This is a genomic window from Methylobacterium sp. E-066 (assembly GCF_022829635.1).
GTDB lineage: Bacteria > Pseudomonadota > Alphaproteobacteria > Rhizobiales > Beijerinckiaceae > Methylobacterium.
Map to the genome: position 1 here is coordinate 1 of NZ_JAKSYO010000118.1, position 19,612 is coordinate 19,612.

Below are 19,612 nucleotides of genomic sequence, written 5' to 3' on the forward strand. Positions count from 1 at the left end.
GATCTTGTCGGTGGTGCTGCTCATCGAAACTCTCCTTCAGGGTTGCGCGATGGCCGGCTCATGCCGGTCGGAAGAGGTCCCCGCCGGGAGGCGGGGACCGATGGGGATCAGGCGCGGCGGGTCTCGTAGGCGCCGAGCAGGGTGACGGGCTTGGGGGCGCCGAGACGGCCGCCCAGGAAGGCGGCGAGTGCGCCGAGCACCAGCGCCAGGGCGGCGTAGAAGGCGCCCTGGGTGGCGGCCGACTTCGTGGCGACGGCGGCGGCCTCAGCCTTCTGCTTGGCGGTGGCGACCGCCTGCTCGTACTGCTTCTCGTAGTCCTGGACCTGCTGGCGGGCCTGCTCGACCGGGACGTTCTGCGCCTTGGCGAGGGCGTCCGCGGCGCGGCTCTCGGCCTGCTGCTTCTGGGCCGGGTCACCGGTGAACAGGGCCTTCACGGCCGCCACGGCGGCGTCGCGAGCGGCCTGCGGGTCCTGGCCGGCGGCCTGCTGGCGCACGGTGCTCTCGATCCCGTCGAGGGGGTTCGTGATCTTGGCGAGCGACGGCGCCGCGGCCTGCGCGGCCGTCTGGACCGTGCCGCCGACCAGCGAGCCTGCGCCGCCGAGGGTGCTGGTCACGCCGCTGAAGGCGCCGCCGACGATACCCCCGACCGCGGAGGTCAGCAGATAGAGCACCACCAGGGTCGTCACCGCCCAGGAGACCAGGCCGTGCAGGCCGGCCGAGCCGCCCACCGGCTTGCCGGACAGGCGCCCGGCGATGGCGCCGCCGACCAGCGAGGCGACGATGCCCGAGGCCACGAACCAGATCCCGGCGCCCATGGAGGCGGTCGAGGCGGCCGGGTTGTCCGCGGCATTGGGGCCGAAGGAGGCCAGGCCGACGCCGGCGCCGATCAGGTTCAGGATCACCTGGGTGACCAGGGCCGTGGCGGCGCCGGCGAAGATCGCGCCCCAGGAGACCTGGTTGAGCAGGACGGCGCGCGTATCGGCGGATGCGCCTGTGGCCAGGGGGGACGCGGTGGTTGGGATGGTGGTCACGCTGTTACTCCGGGTCGTCGGTCGTCTGTGGAAGAGGGATCTGGGCTCAGAGCACCTCACAAAACGCCCGATCACCCGGGCGCCTCCCTCTGCACACGACAGCGCAGAGGGCGTTTTGTGAGGGGCTCTCAGTCGCGGCTGGCGCTGACCAGGAGGCCGAGGCCGAAGCCCGCCAGGCCGGCCACCAGCAGGGAGGCGAGCGGGTACTCGGCGACCTGATGGCTCACCTCGCGGGTGCCCCGGCGCAGGTAATGGCCGCCGCGCTCGTAGGCGTCCTCGGCATAGTCCGCGGTCTCGTCGGCTGCGTGCCGGACCGTGTCCTTGGCCTGGCCGTAGAGGTTCTCGGCCTGCCCGCTCGCCTCGCGGAAGCGGCCCTCGACGGAATCGCTCCGCGAGCCGGTGAGGTCGCCGACGGCGCCCTGAACCTTGCCGCCGAGCTCCTTCGCGGCGCCCGTGATCCTGTCGATATCGACCATGTCATTCTCCGGTTGTGATGGGTTCGATGGGAATGGCGCCCGGTGGGGGCGCCGGTTGAAACGGGGAGTCAGTCGTCGCGAGGCTTGGCCGCCTGAGCCGCCCGCTTCTGACGCTGGCCCTCGGCCTCGAGCCGGGCATCCCCGGTGAGCTTGCCGATGGCCTCCTTCACCGAAGCCTTGAGGTGCTCGGCAGAGGGTAATTTCGTGCGTTCGGTCATGGGTACCTCGCTGTGCCTGAGAAGACCCCGGACCGGACACCAGATGTGCGCGGCTTTCGCGCGTTCAATAGTACGAAAGTACCATTCTTTTAGACGTCTTTACCGGGCGGCCGCGTCGCGAGCGCGCCAAGATCGGCATCGATTTCGCACGGATATTGACACGGACGCCCTTGCGAGCCGGCATAGACCGATCGGTGCTCCTGTGTTCGATGTCTGCCGTCACGATCGGTCGGGCTCCCGGTGCTGATCCCTGCCCTGTCGGCAGCGGGGCTCAAACGGGTTGCGCACAAGCAAGTTCCCTGACCTACGTTGTTTCCACTGGTATGCCTGCACCACTGACGCAGTTGTTATCGACCAGAGGTAGTCTTGAGCCGCTGGCTTGGGTGTATCGGCCGCTCGGATCGGGCCGGCAGAAGACGCAGCCGGCCGGGGCCTGCGTCACCGGCGGCACGCATGGTTCGGCAACAGGCGGATACCTGAGCCCGCCGGTCCGTTGCCTGTATCCGCGGAGGGTCGGTCAGTCCCGCCACTGGCGGACAAGGATCACACCCCATGACAATTCTGATGTCGGTCGCGCTGGCCCTCGCGGTGCTCGGCGCGCTGGTGACGCATTCCGCCTATCGGTTCGCGCCGATCACGAACAAGTTCGCCGGCTGGGACGTCGCCTTCGTGAGCGGGATCAGCGTCACCGCGCTCGGCAGCCTCGGGGCGCTGCTGCTGGTCTTCACCACCTGACGGCCCGGATCGCCACCCCGGGCGGCGCATAAGGCCACAGGGGCGGACCTATCCGCCCGGCGGCCTGTTCCTCTCTCACATCCCACGCGCGCTGACGCCGAAGCGGAATCCCCTTCGGCGGTGCGCGCTCCAGGACCCGCCTTGGCGGGTCAACGAGGTTCCACCATGGCAGAACAACTCTCCGGTCAGGACGGCCGGCAGGGCAAGCGCGGCCGGCCCGCGCTCATCGTCCTGATCGCCAGCGTCGGCCTCATGGTCGCCGCGCTCGCCGGGCTGATGACGTGGCAGGGCGCGAGCTCGCCGCCGGATTACGCCAGCCAGAGCCAGGCGGCCTCGCGCAAGCAGGTCACCGGCAGCGAGAGCGGCACGACGGCGCCGTCGAACGGCAGCGCGGTTCCGGGTGGTAACCCGTCCAACCCGCAGCCGGCCGCGCGCAGCGCCAATCCGTGACCCGGCACGATCACCGGTGCGCGGCGGAGATCTGCCGCGAGCAGGGCTGGCAAATCGGGACCTGCCTGGTCGGTGATGCCGGCTACGGCCCGACCGTGATCCAGATCACCGCCTTGGGTGACAGGGTCATGCTCGCCAAGATCCTCAGCCACGGCCGCGTGGCCGTGGCCTACAACGAGGCCCAGGCCTGGTCCCTGTCGCTGCGCGACTGGCGATCGGTCGGCTGATCCCGCCCCATCGTGGTACGGAGCCACCCGGGCGCATTCGCCGGATGATTCGCCCCGAGCCGCGCGGCGTCGAAGCCTCCGGGGGGGCGTCTTATATGTCCGGGCGCGGTAGCCCGACGGCCTCGTCGGCCGGGCGCCAATCCACGAGGTAGGCTATGACATCGCTGCTCGATCAACTCCGCACCATGACCGTGGTGGTTGCCGATACCGGTGACATCGGCGCCATCGAGAAGCTCAAGCCGGTCGATTGCACCACCAACCCGTCGCTGCTCCTGAAGGCGGCCGGCATGGAGGGGCTCGCCCCGATCGTCGACGAGGCGGTCGCCTGGGGCAAGGCGCAGGGCGGCGAGACCGAGGACGTCGTCCAGGCGGTGGCCGACCGGCTCGCCGTGTCGGTGGGCGTCGAGCTGACCAAGCTGGTGCCGGGCCGCGTCTCCACCGAGGTCGACGCCAACCTGTCCTTCAACACCGACCGGACGCTGGAGAAGGCCCGGGCGATCGTCCGCGCCTACGACGAGCGCGGCGTGTCGCGCGACCGGGTGCTGATCAAGATCGCCTCCACCTGGGAGGGCATCCAGGCGGCCCGCGTGCTCCAGCGCGAGGGCGTGGACTGCAACCTGACCCTGCTGTTCTCCCTGGTTCAGGCCATGGCCTGCGCGGATGCCGGCGTGTTCCTGATCTCGCCCTTCGTCGGGCGGATCACCGACTGGTACGCCAAGGCCGAGAGCAAGACCTATACGGGGGCGGAGGATCCGGGTGTCCAGTCGGTGCGGGCGATCTACGCCGCCTACAAGGCGCGCGGGATCAAGACCGTCGTGATGGGCGCCTCGTTCCGCAACATCGGCCAGATCCAGGCGCTGGCGGGCTGCGACCGCCTGACCATCTCGCCGAAGCTCCTGGAGGAGCTCGCCGCGACGGAGGGGCCCCTCCCCCGCGCCCTGTCCCCCGACGCCTACGGCGAGCCGCCCGAGGTGCCGGCGACCGACGAGTTCTCGTTCCGCTGGGAGATGAACGAGAGCGCCATGGCGACCGAAAAGCTCGCCGAGGGCATCCGGCAGTTCGGCAGCGACCTGCGCGCGCTTCACACGCTCATCCGCGATCGGCTCGGGCGCGGGTGATCTGAGCGCGTTCCCATGCCAAGAGCCATGCCAAGAGGCAGGCCGGCCCGGAACGCGGATCGGCCCCGCGTGCCGCCGGTGGATCGTTCCAGGCGACCGCCGAGTTTAATCCCCGCCGCATCTGCCGCGGTCCGGAGTGAGCCGTGTACAATTCCTTCTTCTCTTGGATGATGCTGGCCATCGAGGCGCAGCGTGTTGTCGAACTGCGCCTGGTCCGGCTCGCCTGGGGTGGCAGCGAGGGAATGGCCGAGGCGCAATCCATGGTCACCGAGAAGATGCAGGCCGCCGGCGAAGCCATGACGATGCTGATGACGGGCGGTTCCCCCGAGACGGTGATCGCCCGCTACCGGGAGCACGTCGCCTCCAACACCAAGCGCCTGACCGCGGCCTGAATGCCGGGTCATCCCTTCGCCGTCGGGAACGGAACGCAACGCCTGCCATGATCGAGCCGAACCAAACCGCCTTCATCGTGAAGGTCGCGCGCCGGGACGAGGACGCCCCGGAAAACCTGCTGACGGTGTTCTACGCGGTCATCGCGGACAATCCCGACAGCGGCGTGCAGATCGTCAAGGAAGCCGTGAAAGCCGGGGCCGAGGTCACGCTGACGGAGGTGCGTCTGTCCCAGGCGACGGCCCAGGCCATCGACCTGATGCCCGGCTACGCCCGGGCGCTCTGAGGCCGAACGCGGGGGGCGCTTAGGCTTCCACGCCCACCCGTGTTGAGGGGCGAAATCGGATGGGCGTGGAAGGCCAGCGATCGGCTGGTGCAGTCTGGGTAGATCGACAGGGTTAACGATTCCTTGCGATCGCTACCCGCTCAGGAATGCGGGGCAATCCAGCCCAGGACCGTCGCGCAGCGCTCGGCCTGATGGCGGGTCAGCCCGGAGGCGACGGCCGCGCCGTTGCGATAGACCACGAAGGTGCCGTCATCGGTCGCGCGGATCTTGATCGAGGCCATCACGCGCCTCCTCCGGCGAAGGTCTGAAGCTGCGTCAGGCCGGCGGAGGTGATCTGCCAGATCGCGCGTTCGTCGCCGTGATCGATCCGCTCCAGATGGCCGACGCTTTCGAGGGCGGTGAGCCGGCTGTGATCGGCGGGCCAGGAAGCGTTCGGCTTCCGCTGGATGGAGATCCGACAATCGCCGGATTCGGCCGCCTTATTGAGCAAGCGGCGCGTGTGATTGACCAGCATTGGCACTCCTGTACGGCTCCAATCGGGACGCATTACTTACGTACAGGCTGGCCTATATGGTCAAGCTTGGCAACCCCGCCCCTCGAAAACCCGCTGGATCATTCCGCCCATCGCCGCGGATCAGGACGCCAGCGCCAGATCCGCACCCGCGCAGCCCAGCCCGACCAGGAACAGGCAGCCGCCCATCCCTTCGAGGAGGGCGCGGTACCGGGGCGCCCACAGGGATGCGGCGGCTAGGCTGGTGCCGGCCACCACACAGAACACACCCAAACCCATCATGACGGCCTCCGCGTCGCCCCGCGACGCCAGGACGACACGTTTCAAGCCCGAAAGGTTGCCGGCCATGCGGGTTGTCGACAGGCAAATCTGACCGGCGCGCCTATGGAGGGCGTCGACAGCAGAAGGGCCAACAGCGACGCGTACGCTCTGCCGTGCGGACCAGCAGAGTCACGCATCGGGTGGATCATCCTCGGTTGGACGATAGGCTCGCTCCGAAACGAACACCCACCCGCCCTCCCCCCCTCTGCGGGCTATCGGATTCACGCGCGGGTCCCCTCTCCCGTGCGGGAGAGGGACAGGGTGAGGGATGCGTGCTTTCCGGAAAGACCTGTCCCCTCACCCCAACCCTCTCCCGCACGGGAGAGGGGGCGCGTGGCGGCTTTCGCAAGACGATGTGCGACCATCGTAGTCCGCACGGGAGAAGGGATCCGAGTCGCCCGAAGCTATCCCGTCACCACCTCAGTCGAACATGTCGGGCTGGGTCGCCGCGATGTGGCCGTAGAGCGTCTGGAAGTGCAGCCAGCCGATATAGTCGCTGCCGACATGCTCGCGGCTGTAGCGAGCGGTCTTCTCCGACAGGAGCTGCGGCTTGATGCCGGTCGCCTCGACCAGGAGCTGCTGCTGGCAGGCCCGCTCCAGGGCGATGAACCAGAACGCCGCGTCGTCGATGCTGTGGCGGCTGCAGGTGAGCAGGCCGTGGTTCTGGTGCAGTACGCCGCGGTTGCGGCCGATCTGCTGGGCCACCGAGAGGCCGCTCGCCTTCTCGACCGCGACCGCCCCGGCCGAGGCGCCGATCACCGCGTGGCTGTTGTAGAAGGCGGCCGCATCCTGGCTGATCATGTCCAGCGGCCGGCCGGTGGCGCACCAGGCGGTGCCGTAGGTGGTGTGCGCGTGGCACATCGCCATGACGTCGGGATGCTCGTCGTGCACGGCGGCGTGGAGCACGAAGCCGGCGCGGTTGATCGCGTAGCGCCCCTCGACCACGTCGCCCTTGTGGTCGGCGAGGATCAGGTTCGACATCCGCACCTGCGAGAAGTGCACGCACATCGGGTTGGTCCAGTACAGCTCCGGACGCTCGGGATCGCGGATCGTGAGGTGCCCGGCGAAGCCGTAATCGAAGCCGTGCATCGCGAAGGCGCGGCAGGCGGCCACGAGGTGCTGCTTGCGGTATTCCCGCGCCTCGGCGTGGCTGGCGAACTGGGGGATCTCCGGGAAGATCAGGCCCGCCTGCTCGGGCTGGTAGATCGAGGTCCGCTTGCGGCCCGCGCTGTCGTTCGGCAGGTCGATGGCGATGTCGCTCTCGTGGGCATGGTCGTCGAGCATGGCGTGTCCTTTTTTTCCAGGCGAGGCCGAGATCCGGCGGCTGTCGGTCAGACGCTCGGGCTGGACGCCCCCCCGGATGCGTTTCCTCGGTCTTCGTCATTGTCTCGGCCGTCTTCGCGGCTTGGCCGGCACTATCGTGCCACCGGTTTATCTTGACAAACGACGATTTTTCACCGTTTTCGTGAATACAATTCACGGATTGCAGGATGCGGCGGATCCCGAGCTTTCCCGCTCTGCGGGCCTTCGAGGCGGCCGCACGCCTCGGCAGCTTCGCCCGGGCGAGCGAGGAGCTGCACCTGACGCCCTCGGCGGTGAGCCACCAGATCCGTGCCCTCGAACGCACCCTCGGGCGGCCCCTGTTCCGACGTGCCAACCGCCAGGCGACCCTCACCACCGACGGCGAGCGCCTCTGTGCCGGCCTCGGACAGGCCTTCGACACGATCGAGGCGCTCTGCGCCGAATTGAGACCGCCGCCGCCCTCGTCGCTCGCGGTGCAGTGCACCCCGAGCTTCGCCGCCAAGTGGCTCGGGCCCCGGCTGCATGCCTTCATGGCGGCCCATCCCGAGATCGGCATCCGCCTCTCCAGCAATGCCGACCCGATCGACCTCGGCCGGCACGAGGCGATCGACATCCTGATCGCCTATGGCCGGCCGCCGCGCGGCCCGGGCCTGACGGTCGAGTCCCTGGGCCTGGAGGAGATCGCGGCCCTGTGCACGCCGGATCTCGCCCGGGCGATCGGGCCGATCGAGCCCGCCACGGTTGCGCGCTTCACCCGGCTGGACTCGTCGTTCAGCCCGGTCCGCTGGCCGGACTGGTTCGCGCAGAACGGTTTTCCCGCCCCGGCTGCCCCCTCCGGGCCGGCCTTCGACCGCGGCTCCCTGGTGATCGCGGCGGCCATCCAGGGGCTCGGCGTCGCCCTGGAGAGCCTGCGGTTCGCCCAGGACGAGCTCGTCGCCGGGCAACTCGTGCGGCTTGGCGAGGGCCGCCTCGAGAGCCTGTACCGGGACCTCCACTTCATCTGCTACCGCGAACGGGACCGGGATCTGGAGAAGATCCGAGCCTTCCGCCGCTGGCTTCTGGAACAGGAGCAAGAGAGCCGGGCCGCGGGCTAAGGCGATGCTCGCCGGTCGCAAAGTGCCGCCGTCGCCGCATGGGCAGGCGCCGAAACGCATGATAATTCCGATCCCACGTCAATGTGCAAACGCGGCGGGGACGGGCCCCAAGGCCCGACCGACCGCGCACCACGCCGGGAGAGCGCCATGTCCCTGTTCGCCAAGCTGCAGCGTCGCGCCAGCGAAGGCCGCCCGGTCCGCGTCGGCCTGATCGGCGCCGGCAAGTTCGGCTCCATGTACCTGTCGCAGGCACCCCGGACGCCGGGCATCCACCTCACGGCCGTGGCCGACCTCTCGCCGGATCGCGCCCGCCAGGCGCTGCTCCGGGTGGGCTGGGACGAGGCCCGGTTCGCGGCGCCCAGCCTGGAGGAGGCCGCGCGGACCGGCGCGACCTGCGTCACCGACGATGCCGACGCCATGATTGCCAGCCCGTTCGTGGACATCGTGATCGACGCGACCGGCAGCCCGGCCGCCGGCATCCACCACGCCCTCCAGGCTTGCGAACACCGCAAGCACATCGTCATGGTCAACGTCGAGGCCGACGTGCTCGCCGGGCCGCTGCTCGCCCGCCGCGCCGCCGAGGCCGGGGTGATCTATTCCATGGCCTCCGGCGACCAGCCGGCGCTCATCGCCGAGCTGGTCGACTGGGCGCGCACGATCGGACTTGAGGTGGTCTGCGCCGGCAAGGGCACGAAGTACCTGCCGGCCTATCACGCCTCCACCCCCGACACGGTCTGGGGCCATTACGGCTTCAGCGCCGAGCAGGTCGCGGGCGGCGACTTCAACGCGCAGATGTTCAATTCCTTCCTGGACGGCACCAAGTCGGCCCTGGAGATGGCCGCGGTGGCCAATGCCTGCGGGCTGACCCCGCCGCGCGACGGCCTCGCATTCCCGGCCTGCGGCGTCGACGACCTGCCCACGCTCCTGCGACCGGTGGCGGATGGCGGCATCCTGACCGAGCGCGGCACCGTCGAGGTGGTCTCATCCCTGGAGCGGGACGGGCGCCCGGTCTTCCGCGACCTGCGCTGGGGCGTCTTCGCGGTGTTCGAGGCGCCGAGCCGCTACGTGCAGGAATGCTTCGCGCAATACGGGCTGAAGACCGACCCCAGCGGCCGCTACGCCGCCACCTACAAGCCCTACCACCTGATCGGCCTGGAACTCGGGATCTCGGTGGCGTCCATCGCGGTCCGCGGCGAGGCCACGGGCGCCACCGGCGCCTGGCGCGGCGACGTGGCGGCCACCGCCAAGCGCCCCCTGAAAGCCGGCGAGCGCCTCGACGGCGAGGGCGGCTTCACGGTCTACGGCGAGCTGATGCCGACGGCCGATTCCCTCCAGCAGGACGCCCTGCCGATCGGGCTCGCGCACAACCTCGTGCTGACCCACGACGTCCCGGCCGGCCGGGCGGTCCGCTGGAGCGACGTGGCGTACGACGCCGACCACCAGGCGATCCGCATCCGGCGCGAGATGGAAGCGCTGTTCCGCGCTGAGTTGGGCCTTGGCTCAGCCGCGCAACGGGTGGCCTGACCGACGGGTCCGCTTGGCGGACCATGTCGGGGTCTCCGTCGCCACGGCGGTCATCCGGGACGGGCTCGAGACGGTGGGCGGTCACGGCGGCTTGATCGCCGTGGATGCGCGCGGGCGCGTCGCAATGCCGTTCAACACCGAGGGCATCCTGTTGGTCGATGCCTTGAGCGTGCGCTTCACCACCCCCCCGAACCCGCTCCCGGGCTCCTCATCGACATCGGCTGTGAGGGTCGCGGATCTACCGCTATAGGATCGCCCTTTGAGAGGGGATTTAGGCCGTCTGTCTTCATATCGATTGGTAACCAAGGGTCAGACAGACGAAGTCGTCTGGTAATCGCGCCCATTCCGGCAACGGATTGGCAAGGTCCACGCCATCAGTATGGCCGGGCTGTCACACGATGGCTCCCGGCTTGGGGATCACGGGCCTTCACGCGACGCACGGACCATGTGGATAGGCCTTCAGGGGGAGAGCGAGAGGGGTCGCGCAACGACCGCGCGCGCATCCCGCATCGTCCGCCGTTCGATCCTCCGTGCCCTTCATGCCTTACCCCGTCACCGGGGCGGGGCCTCGGCGGTCGAGTTCGCCCTCGTCGCGCTGCCGTTTCTGGCCCTGTCCGGCGCCATCTTGGAAGCCGGCGTCACCTATTTCGCGCAGGAGATCCTTCAGCAGGCGGTCGCCGACGCAGGCCGCCAAATCTACACGGGCCAATTCCAGACGGCCAATACCAGCATCACCGACACGACGACCCTGCTCAACAATTTCCGCACGGCCATGTGCTACCCCGGTGGCCGGGCACGCATCACCGTTTTTCCCTGCTCCAACGTGCGGGTCAGCATCACAAAGGCTACGAGCTTTGGCTCGGCCACCCCCGTGCAGGCGACCGCCACGAACGCGACGACGGGCATCTCGAACTGGAATGCGAATTTCCCGTCCTACACCTGCGCACGGGCCGGCGACGTCGTCGTCGTTCAGGCGGCCATCGATGTCCCGGTCTATTTCCCATTGCTGGGGGCTGCCTACGCGACGCTGCCGAACCGGCGGCGCCTGATCCAAGCGGCGACCGTCTTCCAAGTCGAGCCATTCAACTCGACCGCTGCTTGCCCGTCCAACTCCTGAGCAGTCTCCTGATGGTTTCGTCCGCACAGCGACTGGCGCGCTTCCGGCGCGACGCAGGCGGCATCGCAGCCATCGAGTTCGCGATGATCCTGCCGCTGCTCATCACGCTTTACTTCGGGCTGACGGAACTCGTGCGTGCCATCGACACGGGAAGAAAGACCACCCTGTATGCGCGGACTATCGCCGACCTCTCGGGGCGCGCGACCAACGGCAGTCCGACAACGACCGACATGGCCGCGATCGTCAATGCCGCCGGTTCGATCATGCGCCCCTACCCGACGACCAACGTACAGGTCGCGATCCATGCCATGGGTGTCGAAAGCATTTCCGGTGGGCTCTACGGCGGCGTCTGCTCGAGTTACCCGCAAAACGCTCGCCCGGTCCTCACGCTCAACGGCAATAGCGGTCTGCCGGCCACGCCTGCGACCTTTCAATACGACGGCGCCCGTTATGTTTTAGCTGAGGTCACCGTGTCCTACGCGCCGATCATTGGCTCGAAGCTTTATCAATCGATCTTCGGGGCAAGAGGACTGGTTTTCAGCCGCCAGATTTCGTGGGCACAGCGCCTCGACAAGGGCGAGGTGGTCATGCCGGGAGGATCGAAGTGCCCGACCTATTGAGCGCGTGGCGAGCCTGGCGCGACGCGACAGCGCGCCCGGAGCGAAAGGGCTTCCTTCAACGGCTCTCGCGGCGTTTCTCGGAGGCGCGAAGCGGACAGGTGGCGATCATCTTTGCCTTGATGGTCGTTCCAATGCTTTATGCTGCGGGCTCAGCCATCGATTATGGTCGGCGCAATGCCGTGAAAGCTCAACTCGACGCAGCGGTCGATGCTGCCGTCCTCGGCGTCATCACGCAGAAGACGAACATCATGACCCTCGACATGCTTGCCAGCGTGCGCACGCAGTTCATGGCGGATGCCGCAAAGCTGGGAGGCGTCACGATCACCTCGTTCGTCGCACTTCCATTGCCGGGCGTCACCCAAGTCGGACTGACAGCGAGTTACACGGCGACCGTGCGCACGACGCTCGGCAGCATGATGAACGTGACGACGATGAATATTTCAGGGCAATCGGGCAGCGTTCGCAACGTTGCACAATACATCGATTTTTACTTGTTGCTCGATAACTCACCATCCATGGGTCTGGCGGCGACCGCAGCGGACATCTCCAACATGCAACGTGTGGCGAACGGCTGCGCATTCGCCTGCCATCTGCTCAACAGCAATGGCACGGAAAACACGAACGATAACTACAATATTGCCAAACGCAACAACATCAAGCTTCGCATCCAGGTCCTTCGCGACGCCGTATCCAATCTCGTCGATTCCGCAAAGTCGAGCATGAATCTGACGCAGCAATTCCGCATGGAGATGTGGACGTTCAGCGACATACAAACGCGCTTGATCCAGCTGACGCCATCCCTCGATCAGGTGAAAACAGCCTCCAATCAGATCGATCTGGCTTATTCCTATCAGGACCAGCGCGACAGTCAGACCGCCTATGAGCGCGCGATCGCCAAGATGACGACCACGATCCCGGCCAGCGGCAATGGTGTCACCGCGCTGACCCCGATACGGTTTCTGTTTTTTGTGACGGACGGCGTGCAGGATACGCCCATCGACGGCACGATGAGCAATCAAAGCGCCGGCTTCAAAATCAACAACAATCGATTCATCAGCGCCATCAGCCCGTCCACCTGTCAGGCAATGAAAAACAACAACATCCGAATCGGCATTATCTACACACCATATCTTCCGCTTTACAATGACGATTTCTACAACACCAATGTCAAGCCCTTCGAGAACAACATAGGTCCGATGCTAAAAAGCTGTGCTACGGACGGTTTTTACTTCACCGTCACGACGGACGGCGACATCAACGGCGCCATGCAACTGCTGTTTCGTGCGGCGCTCGCTTCCGTGCGGATCACGAATTGATAGCGAGACCGAATTCCGACCCCTGCGAAGCCGAAGACCGGCCCCTCAGAGCTTCACGCCTTCCAGGTAGCCGCGGTTCCAGGTCGGACTGATGAGGATCTCGTTGACGCACACGGAGGGCGGCAGACGGGCCACGAACAGGATCGTGTCGGCGAGGTCCTCCGATTGCAGCATGCGTCCCTTGTCTTCCGCCGTGACGGGGACGGGACGCTTATCCAGGATGGGCGTCGCGACCTCGCCGGGACAGATGCAGCAGGAGCGAATGCCATGGCCGCATTCCTCCTGGTTCAGGCTCTCCGAGAGCGCGACCAGCCCATGCTTGGCGGCGGAATAGGCCGGCCCCGTCAGCTTGGAGACGTAGCGGCCGGCCCAGGAGGAAACCTGGATGATCAGGCCATCCCGCTGAGCCCGCATCGTCGGCAGCACGGCCCGGGACGCGTAGAAGGGACCGTTGAGATCCGCGCCGACCACGGCGTCGATGTCGGCCGGCGTGATCTCGCTCCAGCTCCGCTTCGGCACGTTGAGACCCGCCGAGTTCACCAGGATGTCGCAGCGCCGGTAGGCGGCGTGGACCGCCGCCCAGGCGCGCTCCACGTCATCGGCCCGGCGCATGTCGGCCGGCGCCACCAGGGCCTCCCCGCCCGCCGCGCGAACGCGGTCCGCGGTTCGCTCCAGAGCCTCCCGCCCACGTCCCGTGAGCGCCAGCCGCACCCCCGCCTTGGCGAGGGCTACCGCGGCGGCCTCGCCGATGCCGGACCCGGCCCCCGTCACCCAGGCGACCTGTCCCTCGATCTCGCGCAGCATGTCGGGCTCCCTCTCAAGCTCACTGGCCGTACGAGGCCTGCTACGATCGGGGGTGACCGGCTGCCGGCCTCTACCCCTTGTTCACGAGCGGGCAGCCGCCCTCGCCGAGGGGGCGGAACGCCTGCTCGGCCGGAATGGTGTCGAGGAGCTTGTACAGGTCCCACGCGCCCTTCGACTCGGACGGCGTCTTCACCTCGAACAGGTACATCGGGTGCACCTTGCGTCCGTCCGCCCGGACGGAGCCTGTGCCGAAGAGCGGGTCGTCCGTCGGGTTTGCCTTCATCCAGGCCATCGTCGCCTGCGGGTCCGTCGACTTCACCGCGGCCACCGCCTTCAGGTAATGCAGCAGGCTGGCATACACGCCCGCTTGATTCATCGTCGGCATGGTGTCGCCGTGGCGCTTGTAGAACCGCTCGGAGAAGGCCCGCGTCCCGGGGTTGAGGTCCCAGTAGAACGATTCCGTGAGCACCAGCCCCTGCGCGGTCTGCAGGCCGATCGAGTGGACGTCGACGGCGTAGATCAGGAGCGCAGCCAGTTTCTGGCCGCCGTCGGTCAGCCCGAACTCATGGGCCTGCTTCACCGCGTTGATCGTGTCCCCGCCCGCATTGGCCAGCCCCACGACCTTCGCCCCGGAAGCCTGCGCCTGCAGCAGGAAGGACGAGACGTCGTTGGCCGGGAACGGGACGCGGGCCGCGCCCAGCACCCGTCCGCCGCCCTTGTCGATCACGGCGGCGGCTTCGTTCTGCAGCGAAAGGCCGAACGCGTAATCGGCCGTGAGAAAGTACCAGGTGTCGCCGCCGCGCTTGAGCATGGCACCCGCCGTACCGTGTGCCAGCGCGTAGGTGTCGTAGGTCCACTGGATCGTATTGGGCGAGCATTGCTTGCCGGTCAGCTCGGTGGTTCCGGCGCCCGAGTCGATGAAGATTTTGTTCTTCTCGCGCGTGACCTGGCTCACGGCCAGCGCGACCGAAGAGGTCGGCACGTCGAGGATCGCGTCCACGTTGTCCCGGTCGTACCATTGCCGGGCGATGGCGGCGCCGACATCGGGCTTGTTCTGATGGTCGGCGGAGACGATCTCGACCTGCACGTCCTTGTTCGTCTGCGCGAAGTCCTCGACCGCCATCTTGGCCGCGACGACCGAGCCCTTGCCGCCGGTATCCGAATAGACCCCGGACATGTCGTTGAGGACACCGACCTTGACGCGGATCGGCTCGGCCGAAATCGGCCCGGTCATGGCGGCGAGGCTGATCGCAGCCGAGACGATGCAGCACCGGATCAGTGCCATGGCAGACCGTCCTCCGAGGCGAATTCTTGTTGCCCCTACGAGGACACGCCCGGCGACCCAGCGTCAAGCGTCGTCCGGCAACCAGAAGCGGCAGAGGACGCCGCCTATAATCGCTCCGGGATTGTGGAGGCGCCTATCGGACGGACTTCTGACGACCGCGTGGCCCAGTGGACACCGGGGTGTTGTCGCGGTTCTCGGTGAGCAGCTTGCGCCATCGGGTCAGCCGATCGGGATCCAGCCGGCCGTCGGCGACGGCGGCCTGTACGGCGCAGCCGGGTTCGTGGGCATGCGTGCAGTCGCGGAACTGGCACGCGGGCGCGAGTTCGGTGATCTCGGCGAACAGGGTCGCGATGCCGTCGGCCGCGTCGCTGACCTGAAGCGTTCGCATCCCGGGCGTGTCGATGACCCAGCCGCCGCCGGCGATGGCGTGCAGCGAGCGCGCCGTCGTGGTGTGGCGTCCCTTCGCGTCGTGCTCGCGGATGCTCCCGGTCTCCTGGGCCTCGTCCTGGCTCAGGCCGGTCAGGGTGTTCACCAGGGTCGATTTGCCGACACCGGAGGAGCCGACCAGTGCGACGGTCTGTCCGACGCCGCACCACGGCGACAAGGCGCTTGCAGCCTCCGGGAGACGAGGATTGACGGTCACGACCGCCAGACCGCGCTGCAGCTCGGCGGCTTGGCGCTGGTAGGATTGCACATCGGCCGCAGTGTCGGCCTTGGTGAGCAGGATCACCGGGTTTGCGCCGCCCTGATTGGCCAGAGCCAGATAGCGCTCGAGCCGAGCCGGATTGAAATCCGCGTTGCAGGATGTGACGACGAACAGCGTATCGACATTGGCCGCGGCCACCTGCAGCGTCTTGCTGCCTTCGGTGTGGCGCTCCAGGACCGACCTGCGGTTCAGGCGGCGGTGCAGAGTCTGGGTCTGGGGATCGACCAGCACCCAATCGCCCACCGCGAAATCGCCGGTGTTCGTGTGAACCGGGAGCGTCAGCTTGATCGGTCCGGTGAGCGAAAGAGCGGTCAGGCGGGAGCGATGGACCGTGGCGATCCGCATGCGAGCGAGATCGGTCTCGTGACGCTCCAGCTGGTCGTCGAAGAAGCTGGACCAGCCGAGGCTGTCAGGCGGCACGGGATGGAGGCAGACGGCATGATCAGTCACCGACCAAGCCATGACACGGCATCCCGCTCATAGCCAGCGTCCAAATCGTAGCCTTACAAGCTCAGCAGGAGGACGCGTTTGCGTGGACGATCCCCTGCCGCCGCCAGAGTCGCGGCGTGCAAGCGCCGCTCTGGTTCAAGGGGCCATCCGAAAGCCCTGAGCGCCGAGGAGAGGCGTCTTCCCGGCTCGGCGATATGCCTATGGAGCGGTAGCCCCCGACCGTCGTGACCCGGGCGCTCCGACTTCGGGGGCGCCGGGTCGGGATAAAGGGCAGGGGTCGGAAACCGAGGCGCTACGGCGGCGGTAACGGAACGAGCGGCACGTGCATGCGCCGAGCGGCGACGAGCGGACCTCGGCCGCCGGGACCGACCTGTAGTTCACGGCGGCGGAGACGACCCGCATGCCGCAGTTCGTCACCGACGTGAACCTGCCCGACAATCCCATCCCCTTCGCCAACCGCGCCTTCCGGGACCTCTGCGGTTACCGCGCTACGCGTTGATCGAACGGAACTGCCGGTTCCTGCACGGACCCGGCCGACATCGCCCCGCGCCCGTTTCGGCCTCGGCCAAGTCGTTCCAGACAGCGGCGACAGAGGGTGAAAAATGAGGTCAGGCCGCCGCCTCGTCGCGATGGTCCTGCATGGCGCGGAGCGGCGCCTCCAAGTGGCAGACCAGGCCGGTCGGGGCGTAGGTGAGCTGGACATGCCCGCCCACCTCGCCGGCGAAGCTGCGCTCGATCAGGCGCGAGCCGAAGCCCCGACGCGTCGGCGGCGAGAGGATCGGCGGCCCGCCCTGCTCCGACCAGGTCAGGCAGAAGCGTGAGGCCCCATTCGCCTTCACGACGTGCCAGCACAGGTCCACGGCGCCGGATTCGTTCGCGAGAGCCCCGTACTTGGTCGCGTTGGTGGCGAGCTCGTGCAGGGCGAGCGCCAGCGACAGCGCGGACTTGGCCGCCAGGGGAACGTTCGGGCCGCTCACGCGGATGCGGTGCGGAGCGACGCCGCGATGCACCGCCAGCGCCCCGTCCACCACCTCCTGGATGGGGGCCTCCGTCCAGCTCGACGCGGTGAGGATATCGTGGGCGCGTCCCAGCGAGATCAGGCGGGACGCGAACGCCTCGCGCATGGCGTCGACATCGGTGGCGCCGCGCAGGGTCTGGCTGGCGATGGCCTGGACGAGGGCGAGGGTGTTCTTGACCCGGTGCTGGAGCTCGCCCGTGAGCAGGCGCTGGTGCTCCTCCGCCCGCTTGCGCGCCGTGATGTCGAGCATGGCGCCGATCATGCGGATGGCGCGGCCGTCGCCGGCGCGGATGACGTAGCCGCGATCGAGGATGCTGGCGTAGGAGCCGTCCGCCCGCTGGAAGCGGTATTCGTTGCTCCAGACGAGGCCGGTGCCGTCGATGACCGCATGGATCGAGGCGTCGACGCGCGCCCGGTCGTCGGGGTGGATGTGGGCCATCCACCAGTCTCCGGTGGGTTCGACCGCGTCCGGCCCATAGCCGTGGGCGGTCTGGAGGGCCTCGTTCCACAGGATATGGTTCGTCGTGAGGTTCCAGTCCCAGATCGCGTCGTTGGTGGCGCGGGAGGCCAGCCGGTAGCGCTCCTCGGTCTCGCGCAGGATCTGCTCCGCCTTCCGGCTTTCGGTGACGTCGCGCGCCGTGCCGATGAGGCGCACCGGTCGGTCGCCCGCGAACAGCGTCTGGCCCTTGGCCGAGACCCAGCGCTCGATCCCGTCCTCGGGGGCGACAACGCGGTACGTGATGTCGTAGGCGCCATTGCCGGCTGGATCGAGCGCGGCCCGGACCGCCTCGTCCGCCCTGGCCCGGTCGTCCGGGTGCAGACGGGCCAAGTAGACGTCGAGGTTGACGGGCGCGTCCGGTCCTAGGCCGAAAAAGGCGCGGGTGCGCAGGTCCCATTCCAGCACGTCCGCGACGAGGTCGTAATCGAAGATGCCGGTCCCGGTCGCCTCGACGGCGAGGCGCAGCTGCTCGCGCGCCTTGCGCAGATCCTCTTCGATCTGCCTGCGGTCATGGATATCGGTGTTGCTGCCGAGCCAGCCCGTGACGGCACCGCCGGCATCGCGCATCGGCTCGGCGCGGATCAGGTACCACCGATACTGCCCGTCATAGCGGCGCAGGCGCGCCTCGGTGTCGTAGACGATCTCCCGCGCGCGGGCCTCGTCCCAGACGCTCAGCAGGCCGTCCAGGTCGTCCGGGTGGATGACCTCGACCCAGCCGGACGGCAGCGCCTGCTCCGGCGTCTGTCCGGTGTAGGCGAACCAGCGGTCGTTGAGGTAGCTGACGCCGCCGTCGGGCGTACCGAACCAGATGATCGCCGGCGCGAGCTCGGTCAGGGCCTTGAAGCGGCGCTCGGCGACCTTGCGCTCGTGGATGTCGAGGGACGTCCCGATCCAGCTCTGCACGGTCCCGTCCGCGTTGGGGATCGGCTTCGCCCGGGACAGGAACCAGCGGTGTTCACCGTCCGCGCGCCGAAGCGGGAACTCGATCTCGTAGGATTGTCCCGAGCGCGCCGCCGCCAGCCAAGCCTGCCGGGTAGACTCGCGGTAATCGGGATGGATGACGGACATCCAGCTGGCCTCTCCGGTCACGCCGGGCGGCAAGCCCGTGTAATCGTACCAGTAGGCGTTGCAATAGGTGACGTTGCCCTCGGCATCGCCGAACCATACGACCTGGGGGCTGATCTCGACGAGCGAGCGGTAGCGCATCTCGCTCGCCTGCAGGGCCGCCTCGGTCGCGCGCCTTTCGGTGCGGTCGCGCAGGATCTTGAGGAAGCCGATCACGTCGCCATCATCCGCCTTCAGGGGCATCAGCTCTCCCGAGGCCCAGAAGCGGCTGCCGTCCTTGCGCACGTGCCAGCGCTCGTCGGGGGCGCTGCCGTTCTGCAGCGCGAGCGCCATCTCGGTTTCCGGCCGCGCGCCGGCACGGTCCTCCGGCGTGAAGAACAGGGCGGCCGAGTGGCCCAGCATCTCGGCCTCGCTCCAGCCCAGCACGTTCTCGGCGCCCGCATTCCAGCGCGTGACGTTGCCCCGGGCGTCGGTCGCGATGATCGCGTAGTCGGTCGCGCTGTCGAGGATGCGCTCGTGCAGCAGGCGCTGCTCGGCCTGCTCCCGCAGCGCGCGGCGCAGTTCCATCTGCACCATGGTCTGCCGGGCCAGGCGCATCAGCCCCTTGCGCTGCCGCTCGGTCAGTTCGTGAGGCTTCGTGTCGAGAACGCAGACCGTGCCGACGGGATGGCCGTCAGGCGTCTTGAGCAGGGCCCCGGCATAGAAGCGCAGACCGGGATCGCCGACGACGAGGGGGTTTCCGATGAACCGCGGATCGCGCGCGGCGTCCTGAACGTAGAGAAAATCTTCCTGCAGCAGAGCTTGGCGGCAGAAGGACGATTCGAGGGGCGTCTCGCGCACGCCCAGGCCGACCTCCGCCTTGAAGAACTGGCGGCCGTCGCCGATCAGGTTGACCACGCCGATGGGTGCATCGCAGAGCTCCGCCGCAGCCTCCGCGATCTCGTCGAAGTCGCTCTCGCGCGGTGTGTCGAGCAGGCGGTAGCTCTCCAGCGCCCGGAGGCGAGCCGTCTCGCTCGTTGGGGTCGAACGCATCGTGAGATTACACTCGG

Annotated in this window: 23 protein-coding genes; 12 read left to right on the forward strand and 11 right to left on the reverse strand. The window is 67.9% G+C overall.

The genetic code is table 11. The annotated features are described in order from the left end of the window. Positions 1 to 107: 107 nt before the first annotated feature. The 3 genes from MKL20_RS17255 to MKL20_RS17265 all read right to left on the reverse strand — a co-directional run bounded on the left by MKL20_RS17255 (position 108) and on the right by MKL20_RS17265 (position 1,725). Entirely contained in the window at positions 108 to 1,031 is a 924-nt protein-coding gene (locus MKL20_RS17255; protein ID WP_244037697.1) for a PhnA-like protein, read from the reverse strand. Between the two features lie 128 nt (positions 1,032 to 1,159). Next, on the reverse strand, positions 1,160 to 1,507 hold the full coding sequence (locus MKL20_RS17260) for a CsbD family protein (protein ID WP_244037698.1): 348 nt from the start codon (positions 1,505 to 1,507) through the stop codon (positions 1,160 to 1,162). A 68-nt stretch (positions 1,508 to 1,575) separates the two neighbouring features. Further along, a complete protein-coding gene (locus tag MKL20_RS17265) occupies positions 1,576 to 1,725 on the reverse strand; it encodes a CsbD family protein (RefSeq protein WP_243965989.1) in 150 nt (49 codons plus the stop codon). 552 nt (positions 1,726 to 2,277) lie between these two features. Here MKL20_RS17265 and MKL20_RS17270 point away from each other — a divergent pair. From MKL20_RS17270 to MKL20_RS17295, 6 genes are all read left to right on the forward strand, one after another. After that, positions 2,278 to 2,460 carry a hypothetical protein gene (locus MKL20_RS17270; protein WP_244037699.1) on the forward strand — a complete coding sequence of 61 codons (183 nt, stop codon included), beginning with the start codon at positions 2,278 to 2,280 and terminating at the stop codon, positions 2,458 to 2,460. Between the two features lie 165 nt (positions 2,461 to 2,625). Continuing rightward, positions 2,626 to 2,910, forward strand: a complete 285-nt coding sequence (locus MKL20_RS17275; protein ID WP_243965987.1) for a hypothetical protein — start codon at positions 2,626 to 2,628, stop codon at positions 2,908 to 2,910. Next, positions 2,907 to 3,137 carry a hypothetical protein gene (locus MKL20_RS17280; protein ID WP_244037700.1) on the forward strand — a complete coding sequence of 77 codons (231 nt, stop codon included), beginning with the start codon at positions 2,907 to 2,909 and terminating at the stop codon, positions 3,135 to 3,137. Before MKL20_RS17275 ends, MKL20_RS17280 begins: the two co-directional genes overlap by 4 nt. Positions 3,138 to 3,292: 155 nt before the next feature. Next, positions 3,293 to 4,255, forward strand: coding sequence for a transaldolase (gene tal / locus MKL20_RS17285; RefSeq protein WP_244037701.1), 963 nt, complete (start codon positions 3,293 to 3,295; stop codon positions 4,253 to 4,255). Positions 4,256 to 4,422: 167 nt separating this feature from the next. Then, positions 4,423 to 4,647 carry a hypothetical protein gene (locus tag MKL20_RS17290; RefSeq protein WP_279594826.1) on the forward strand — a complete coding sequence of 75 codons (225 nt, stop codon included), beginning with the start codon at positions 4,423 to 4,425 and terminating at the stop codon, positions 4,645 to 4,647. 47 nt (positions 4,648 to 4,694) lie between these two features. Next, positions 4,695 to 4,931 carry a hypothetical protein gene (locus MKL20_RS17295; RefSeq protein ID WP_244037702.1) on the forward strand — a complete coding sequence of 79 codons (237 nt, stop codon included), beginning with the start codon at positions 4,695 to 4,697 and terminating at the stop codon, positions 4,929 to 4,931. Between the two features lie 140 nt (positions 4,932 to 5,071). Here MKL20_RS17295 and MKL20_RS17300 read toward each other — a convergent pair whose 3' ends face one another. The 4 genes from MKL20_RS17300 to MKL20_RS17315 form a co-directional block, all read right to left on the reverse strand. Further along, a complete protein-coding gene (locus tag MKL20_RS17300; RefSeq protein WP_201025736.1) occupies positions 5,072 to 5,212 on the reverse strand; it encodes a hypothetical protein in 141 nt (46 codons plus the stop codon). Further along, a complete protein-coding gene (locus tag MKL20_RS17305; RefSeq protein ID WP_243965981.1) occupies positions 5,212 to 5,445 on the reverse strand; it encodes a hypothetical protein in 234 nt (77 codons plus the stop codon). Before MKL20_RS17305 ends, MKL20_RS17300 begins: the two co-directional genes overlap by 1 nt. 120 nt (positions 5,446 to 5,565) lie before the next feature. Beyond that, positions 5,566 to 5,790 (reverse strand): hypothetical protein, encoded by a 225-nt coding sequence (locus MKL20_RS17310; RefSeq protein ID WP_244037703.1) that lies wholly within the window; start codon positions 5,788 to 5,790, stop codon positions 5,566 to 5,568. A 393-nt stretch (positions 5,791 to 6,183) separates the two neighbouring features. Then, the gene (locus tag MKL20_RS17315) at positions 6,184 to 7,047 is read right to left on the reverse strand and encodes a class II aldolase/adducin family protein (RefSeq protein WP_244037704.1); all 864 of its coding nucleotides are present in this window, start codon (positions 7,045 to 7,047) and stop codon (positions 6,184 to 6,186) included. A 206-nt stretch (positions 7,048 to 7,253) separates the two neighbouring features. Between MKL20_RS17315 and MKL20_RS17320 the strand changes: the two genes are divergently transcribed. The 6 genes from MKL20_RS17320 (at position 7,254) to MKL20_RS17345 (ending at position 12,736) form a co-directional block, all read left to right on the forward strand. Next, entirely contained in the window at positions 7,254 to 8,159 is a 906-nt protein-coding gene (locus MKL20_RS17320; RefSeq protein WP_244037705.1) for a LysR substrate-binding domain-containing protein, read from the forward strand. 147 nt (positions 8,160 to 8,306) lie between these two features. Continuing rightward, positions 8,307 to 9,683, forward strand: a complete 1,377-nt coding sequence (locus MKL20_RS17325) for an NAD(P)H-dependent oxidoreductase (protein ID WP_244037706.1) — start codon at positions 8,307 to 8,309, stop codon at positions 9,681 to 9,683. A 13-nt stretch (positions 9,684 to 9,696) separates the two neighbouring features. Continuing rightward, positions 9,697 to 9,933 carry an isoaspartyl peptidase/L-asparaginase gene (locus tag MKL20_RS17330; protein WP_244037707.1) on the forward strand — a complete coding sequence of 79 codons (237 nt, stop codon included), beginning with the start codon at positions 9,697 to 9,699 and terminating at the stop codon, positions 9,931 to 9,933. Between the two features lie 195 nt (positions 9,934 to 10,128). Continuing rightward, a complete protein-coding gene (locus MKL20_RS17335; protein WP_244037708.1) occupies positions 10,129 to 10,800 on the forward strand; it encodes a TadE/TadG family type IV pilus assembly protein in 672 nt (223 codons plus the stop codon). An 11-nt stretch (positions 10,801 to 10,811) separates the two neighbouring features. After that, positions 10,812 to 11,420, forward strand: coding sequence for a TadE/TadG family type IV pilus assembly protein (locus MKL20_RS17340; protein ID WP_243965968.1), 609 nt, complete (start codon positions 10,812 to 10,814; stop codon positions 11,418 to 11,420). Beyond that, a complete protein-coding gene (locus MKL20_RS17345; RefSeq protein WP_244037709.1) occupies positions 11,405 to 12,736 on the forward strand; it encodes a TadE/TadG family type IV pilus assembly protein in 1,332 nt (443 codons plus the stop codon). Before MKL20_RS17340 ends, MKL20_RS17345 begins: the two co-directional genes overlap by 16 nt. A gap of 45 nt (positions 12,737 to 12,781) precedes the next feature. Here MKL20_RS17345 and MKL20_RS17350 read toward each other — a convergent pair whose 3' ends face one another. The 4 genes from MKL20_RS17350 to MKL20_RS17370 form a co-directional block, all read right to left on the reverse strand. After that, a complete protein-coding gene (locus tag MKL20_RS17350; RefSeq protein ID WP_244037710.1) occupies positions 12,782 to 13,540 on the reverse strand; it encodes an SDR family oxidoreductase in 759 nt (252 codons plus the stop codon). Between the two features lie 70 nt (positions 13,541 to 13,610). Further along, positions 13,611 to 14,825 carry an ABC transporter substrate-binding protein gene (locus MKL20_RS17355; RefSeq protein WP_244037711.1) on the reverse strand — a complete coding sequence of 405 codons (1,215 nt, stop codon included), beginning with the start codon at positions 14,823 to 14,825 and terminating at the stop codon, positions 13,611 to 13,613. Between the two features lie 133 nt (positions 14,826 to 14,958). Beyond that, entirely contained in the window at positions 14,959 to 15,993 is a 1,035-nt protein-coding gene (gene rsgA, locus MKL20_RS17360; protein WP_244037712.1) for a ribosome small subunit-dependent GTPase A, read from the reverse strand. Between the two features lie 596 nt (positions 15,994 to 16,589). Further along, the gene (locus MKL20_RS17370) at positions 16,590 to 19,595 is read right to left on the reverse strand and encodes a PAS domain S-box protein (RefSeq protein ID WP_244037713.1); all 3,006 of its coding nucleotides are present in this window, start codon (positions 19,593 to 19,595) and stop codon (positions 16,590 to 16,592) included. Positions 19,596 to 19,612: the final 17 nt, after the last annotated feature.

What these genes read in the sequence shown, in the direction of transcription:
- MKL20_RS17270 (WP_244037699.1), top strand. Translation starts at nt 2,278, where the DNA reads ATGACAATTCTGATGTCGGTCGCGCTGGCCCTCGCGGTGCTCGGCGCG.
- MKL20_RS17290 (WP_279594826.1), top strand. Translation starts at nt 4,423, where the DNA reads ATGATGCTGGCCATCGAGGCGCAGCGTGTTGTCGAACTGCGCCTGGTC.
- MKL20_RS17340 (WP_243965968.1), top strand. Translation starts at nt 10,812, where the DNA reads ATGGTTTCGTCCGCACAGCGACTGGCGCGCTTCCGGCGCGACGCAGGC.
- MKL20_RS17335 (WP_244037708.1), top strand. Translation starts at nt 10,129, where the DNA reads ATGTGGATAGGCCTTCAGGGGGAGAGCGAGAGGGGTCGCGCAACGACC.
- MKL20_RS17305 (WP_243965981.1), bottom strand. Translation starts at nt 5,445, where the DNA reads ATGCTGGTCAATCACACGCGCCGCTTGCTCAATAAGGCGGCCGAATCC.
- MKL20_RS17320 (WP_244037705.1), top strand. Translation starts at nt 7,254, where the DNA reads ATGCGGCGGATCCCGAGCTTTCCCGCTCTGCGGGCCTTCGAGGCGGCC.
- MKL20_RS17350 (WP_244037710.1), bottom strand. Translation starts at nt 13,540, where the DNA reads ATGCTGCGCGAGATCGAGGGACAGGTCGCCTGGGTGACGGGGGCCGGG.
- MKL20_RS17260 (WP_244037698.1), bottom strand. Translation starts at nt 1,507, where the DNA reads ATGGTCGATATCGACAGGATCACGGGCGCCGCGAAGGAGCTCGGCGGC.
- MKL20_RS17310 (WP_244037703.1), bottom strand. Translation starts at nt 5,790, where the DNA reads ATGGCCGGCAACCTTTCGGGCTTGAAACGTGTCGTCCTGGCGTCGCGG.
- MKL20_RS17355 (WP_244037711.1), bottom strand. Translation starts at nt 14,825, where the DNA reads ATGGCACTGATCCGGTGCTGCATCGTCTCGGCTGCGATCAGCCTCGCC.
- MKL20_RS17370 (WP_244037713.1), bottom strand. Translation starts at nt 19,595, where the DNA reads ATGCGTTCGACCCCAACGAGCGAGACGGCTCGCCTCCGGGCGCTGGAG.
- MKL20_RS17300 (WP_201025736.1), bottom strand. Translation starts at nt 5,212, where the DNA reads ATGGCCTCGATCAAGATCCGCGCGACCGATGACGGCACCTTCGTGGTC.
- MKL20_RS17275 (WP_243965987.1), top strand. Translation starts at nt 2,626, where the DNA reads ATGGCAGAACAACTCTCCGGTCAGGACGGCCGGCAGGGCAAGCGCGGC.
- MKL20_RS17325 (WP_244037706.1), top strand. Translation starts at nt 8,307, where the DNA reads ATGTCCCTGTTCGCCAAGCTGCAGCGTCGCGCCAGCGAAGGCCGCCCG.
- rsgA (WP_244037712.1), bottom strand. Translation starts at nt 15,993, where the DNA reads ATGGCTTGGTCGGTGACTGATCATGCCGTCTGCCTCCATCCCGTGCCG.
- tal (WP_244037701.1), top strand. Translation starts at nt 3,293, where the DNA reads ATGACATCGCTGCTCGATCAACTCCGCACCATGACCGTGGTGGTTGCC.
- MKL20_RS17295 (WP_244037702.1), top strand. Translation starts at nt 4,695, where the DNA reads ATGATCGAGCCGAACCAAACCGCCTTCATCGTGAAGGTCGCGCGCCGG.
- MKL20_RS17315 (WP_244037704.1), bottom strand. Translation starts at nt 7,047, where the DNA reads ATGCTCGACGACCATGCCCACGAGAGCGACATCGCCATCGACCTGCCG.
- MKL20_RS17265 (WP_243965989.1), bottom strand. Translation starts at nt 1,725, where the DNA reads ATGACCGAACGCACGAAATTACCCTCTGCCGAGCACCTCAAGGCTTCG.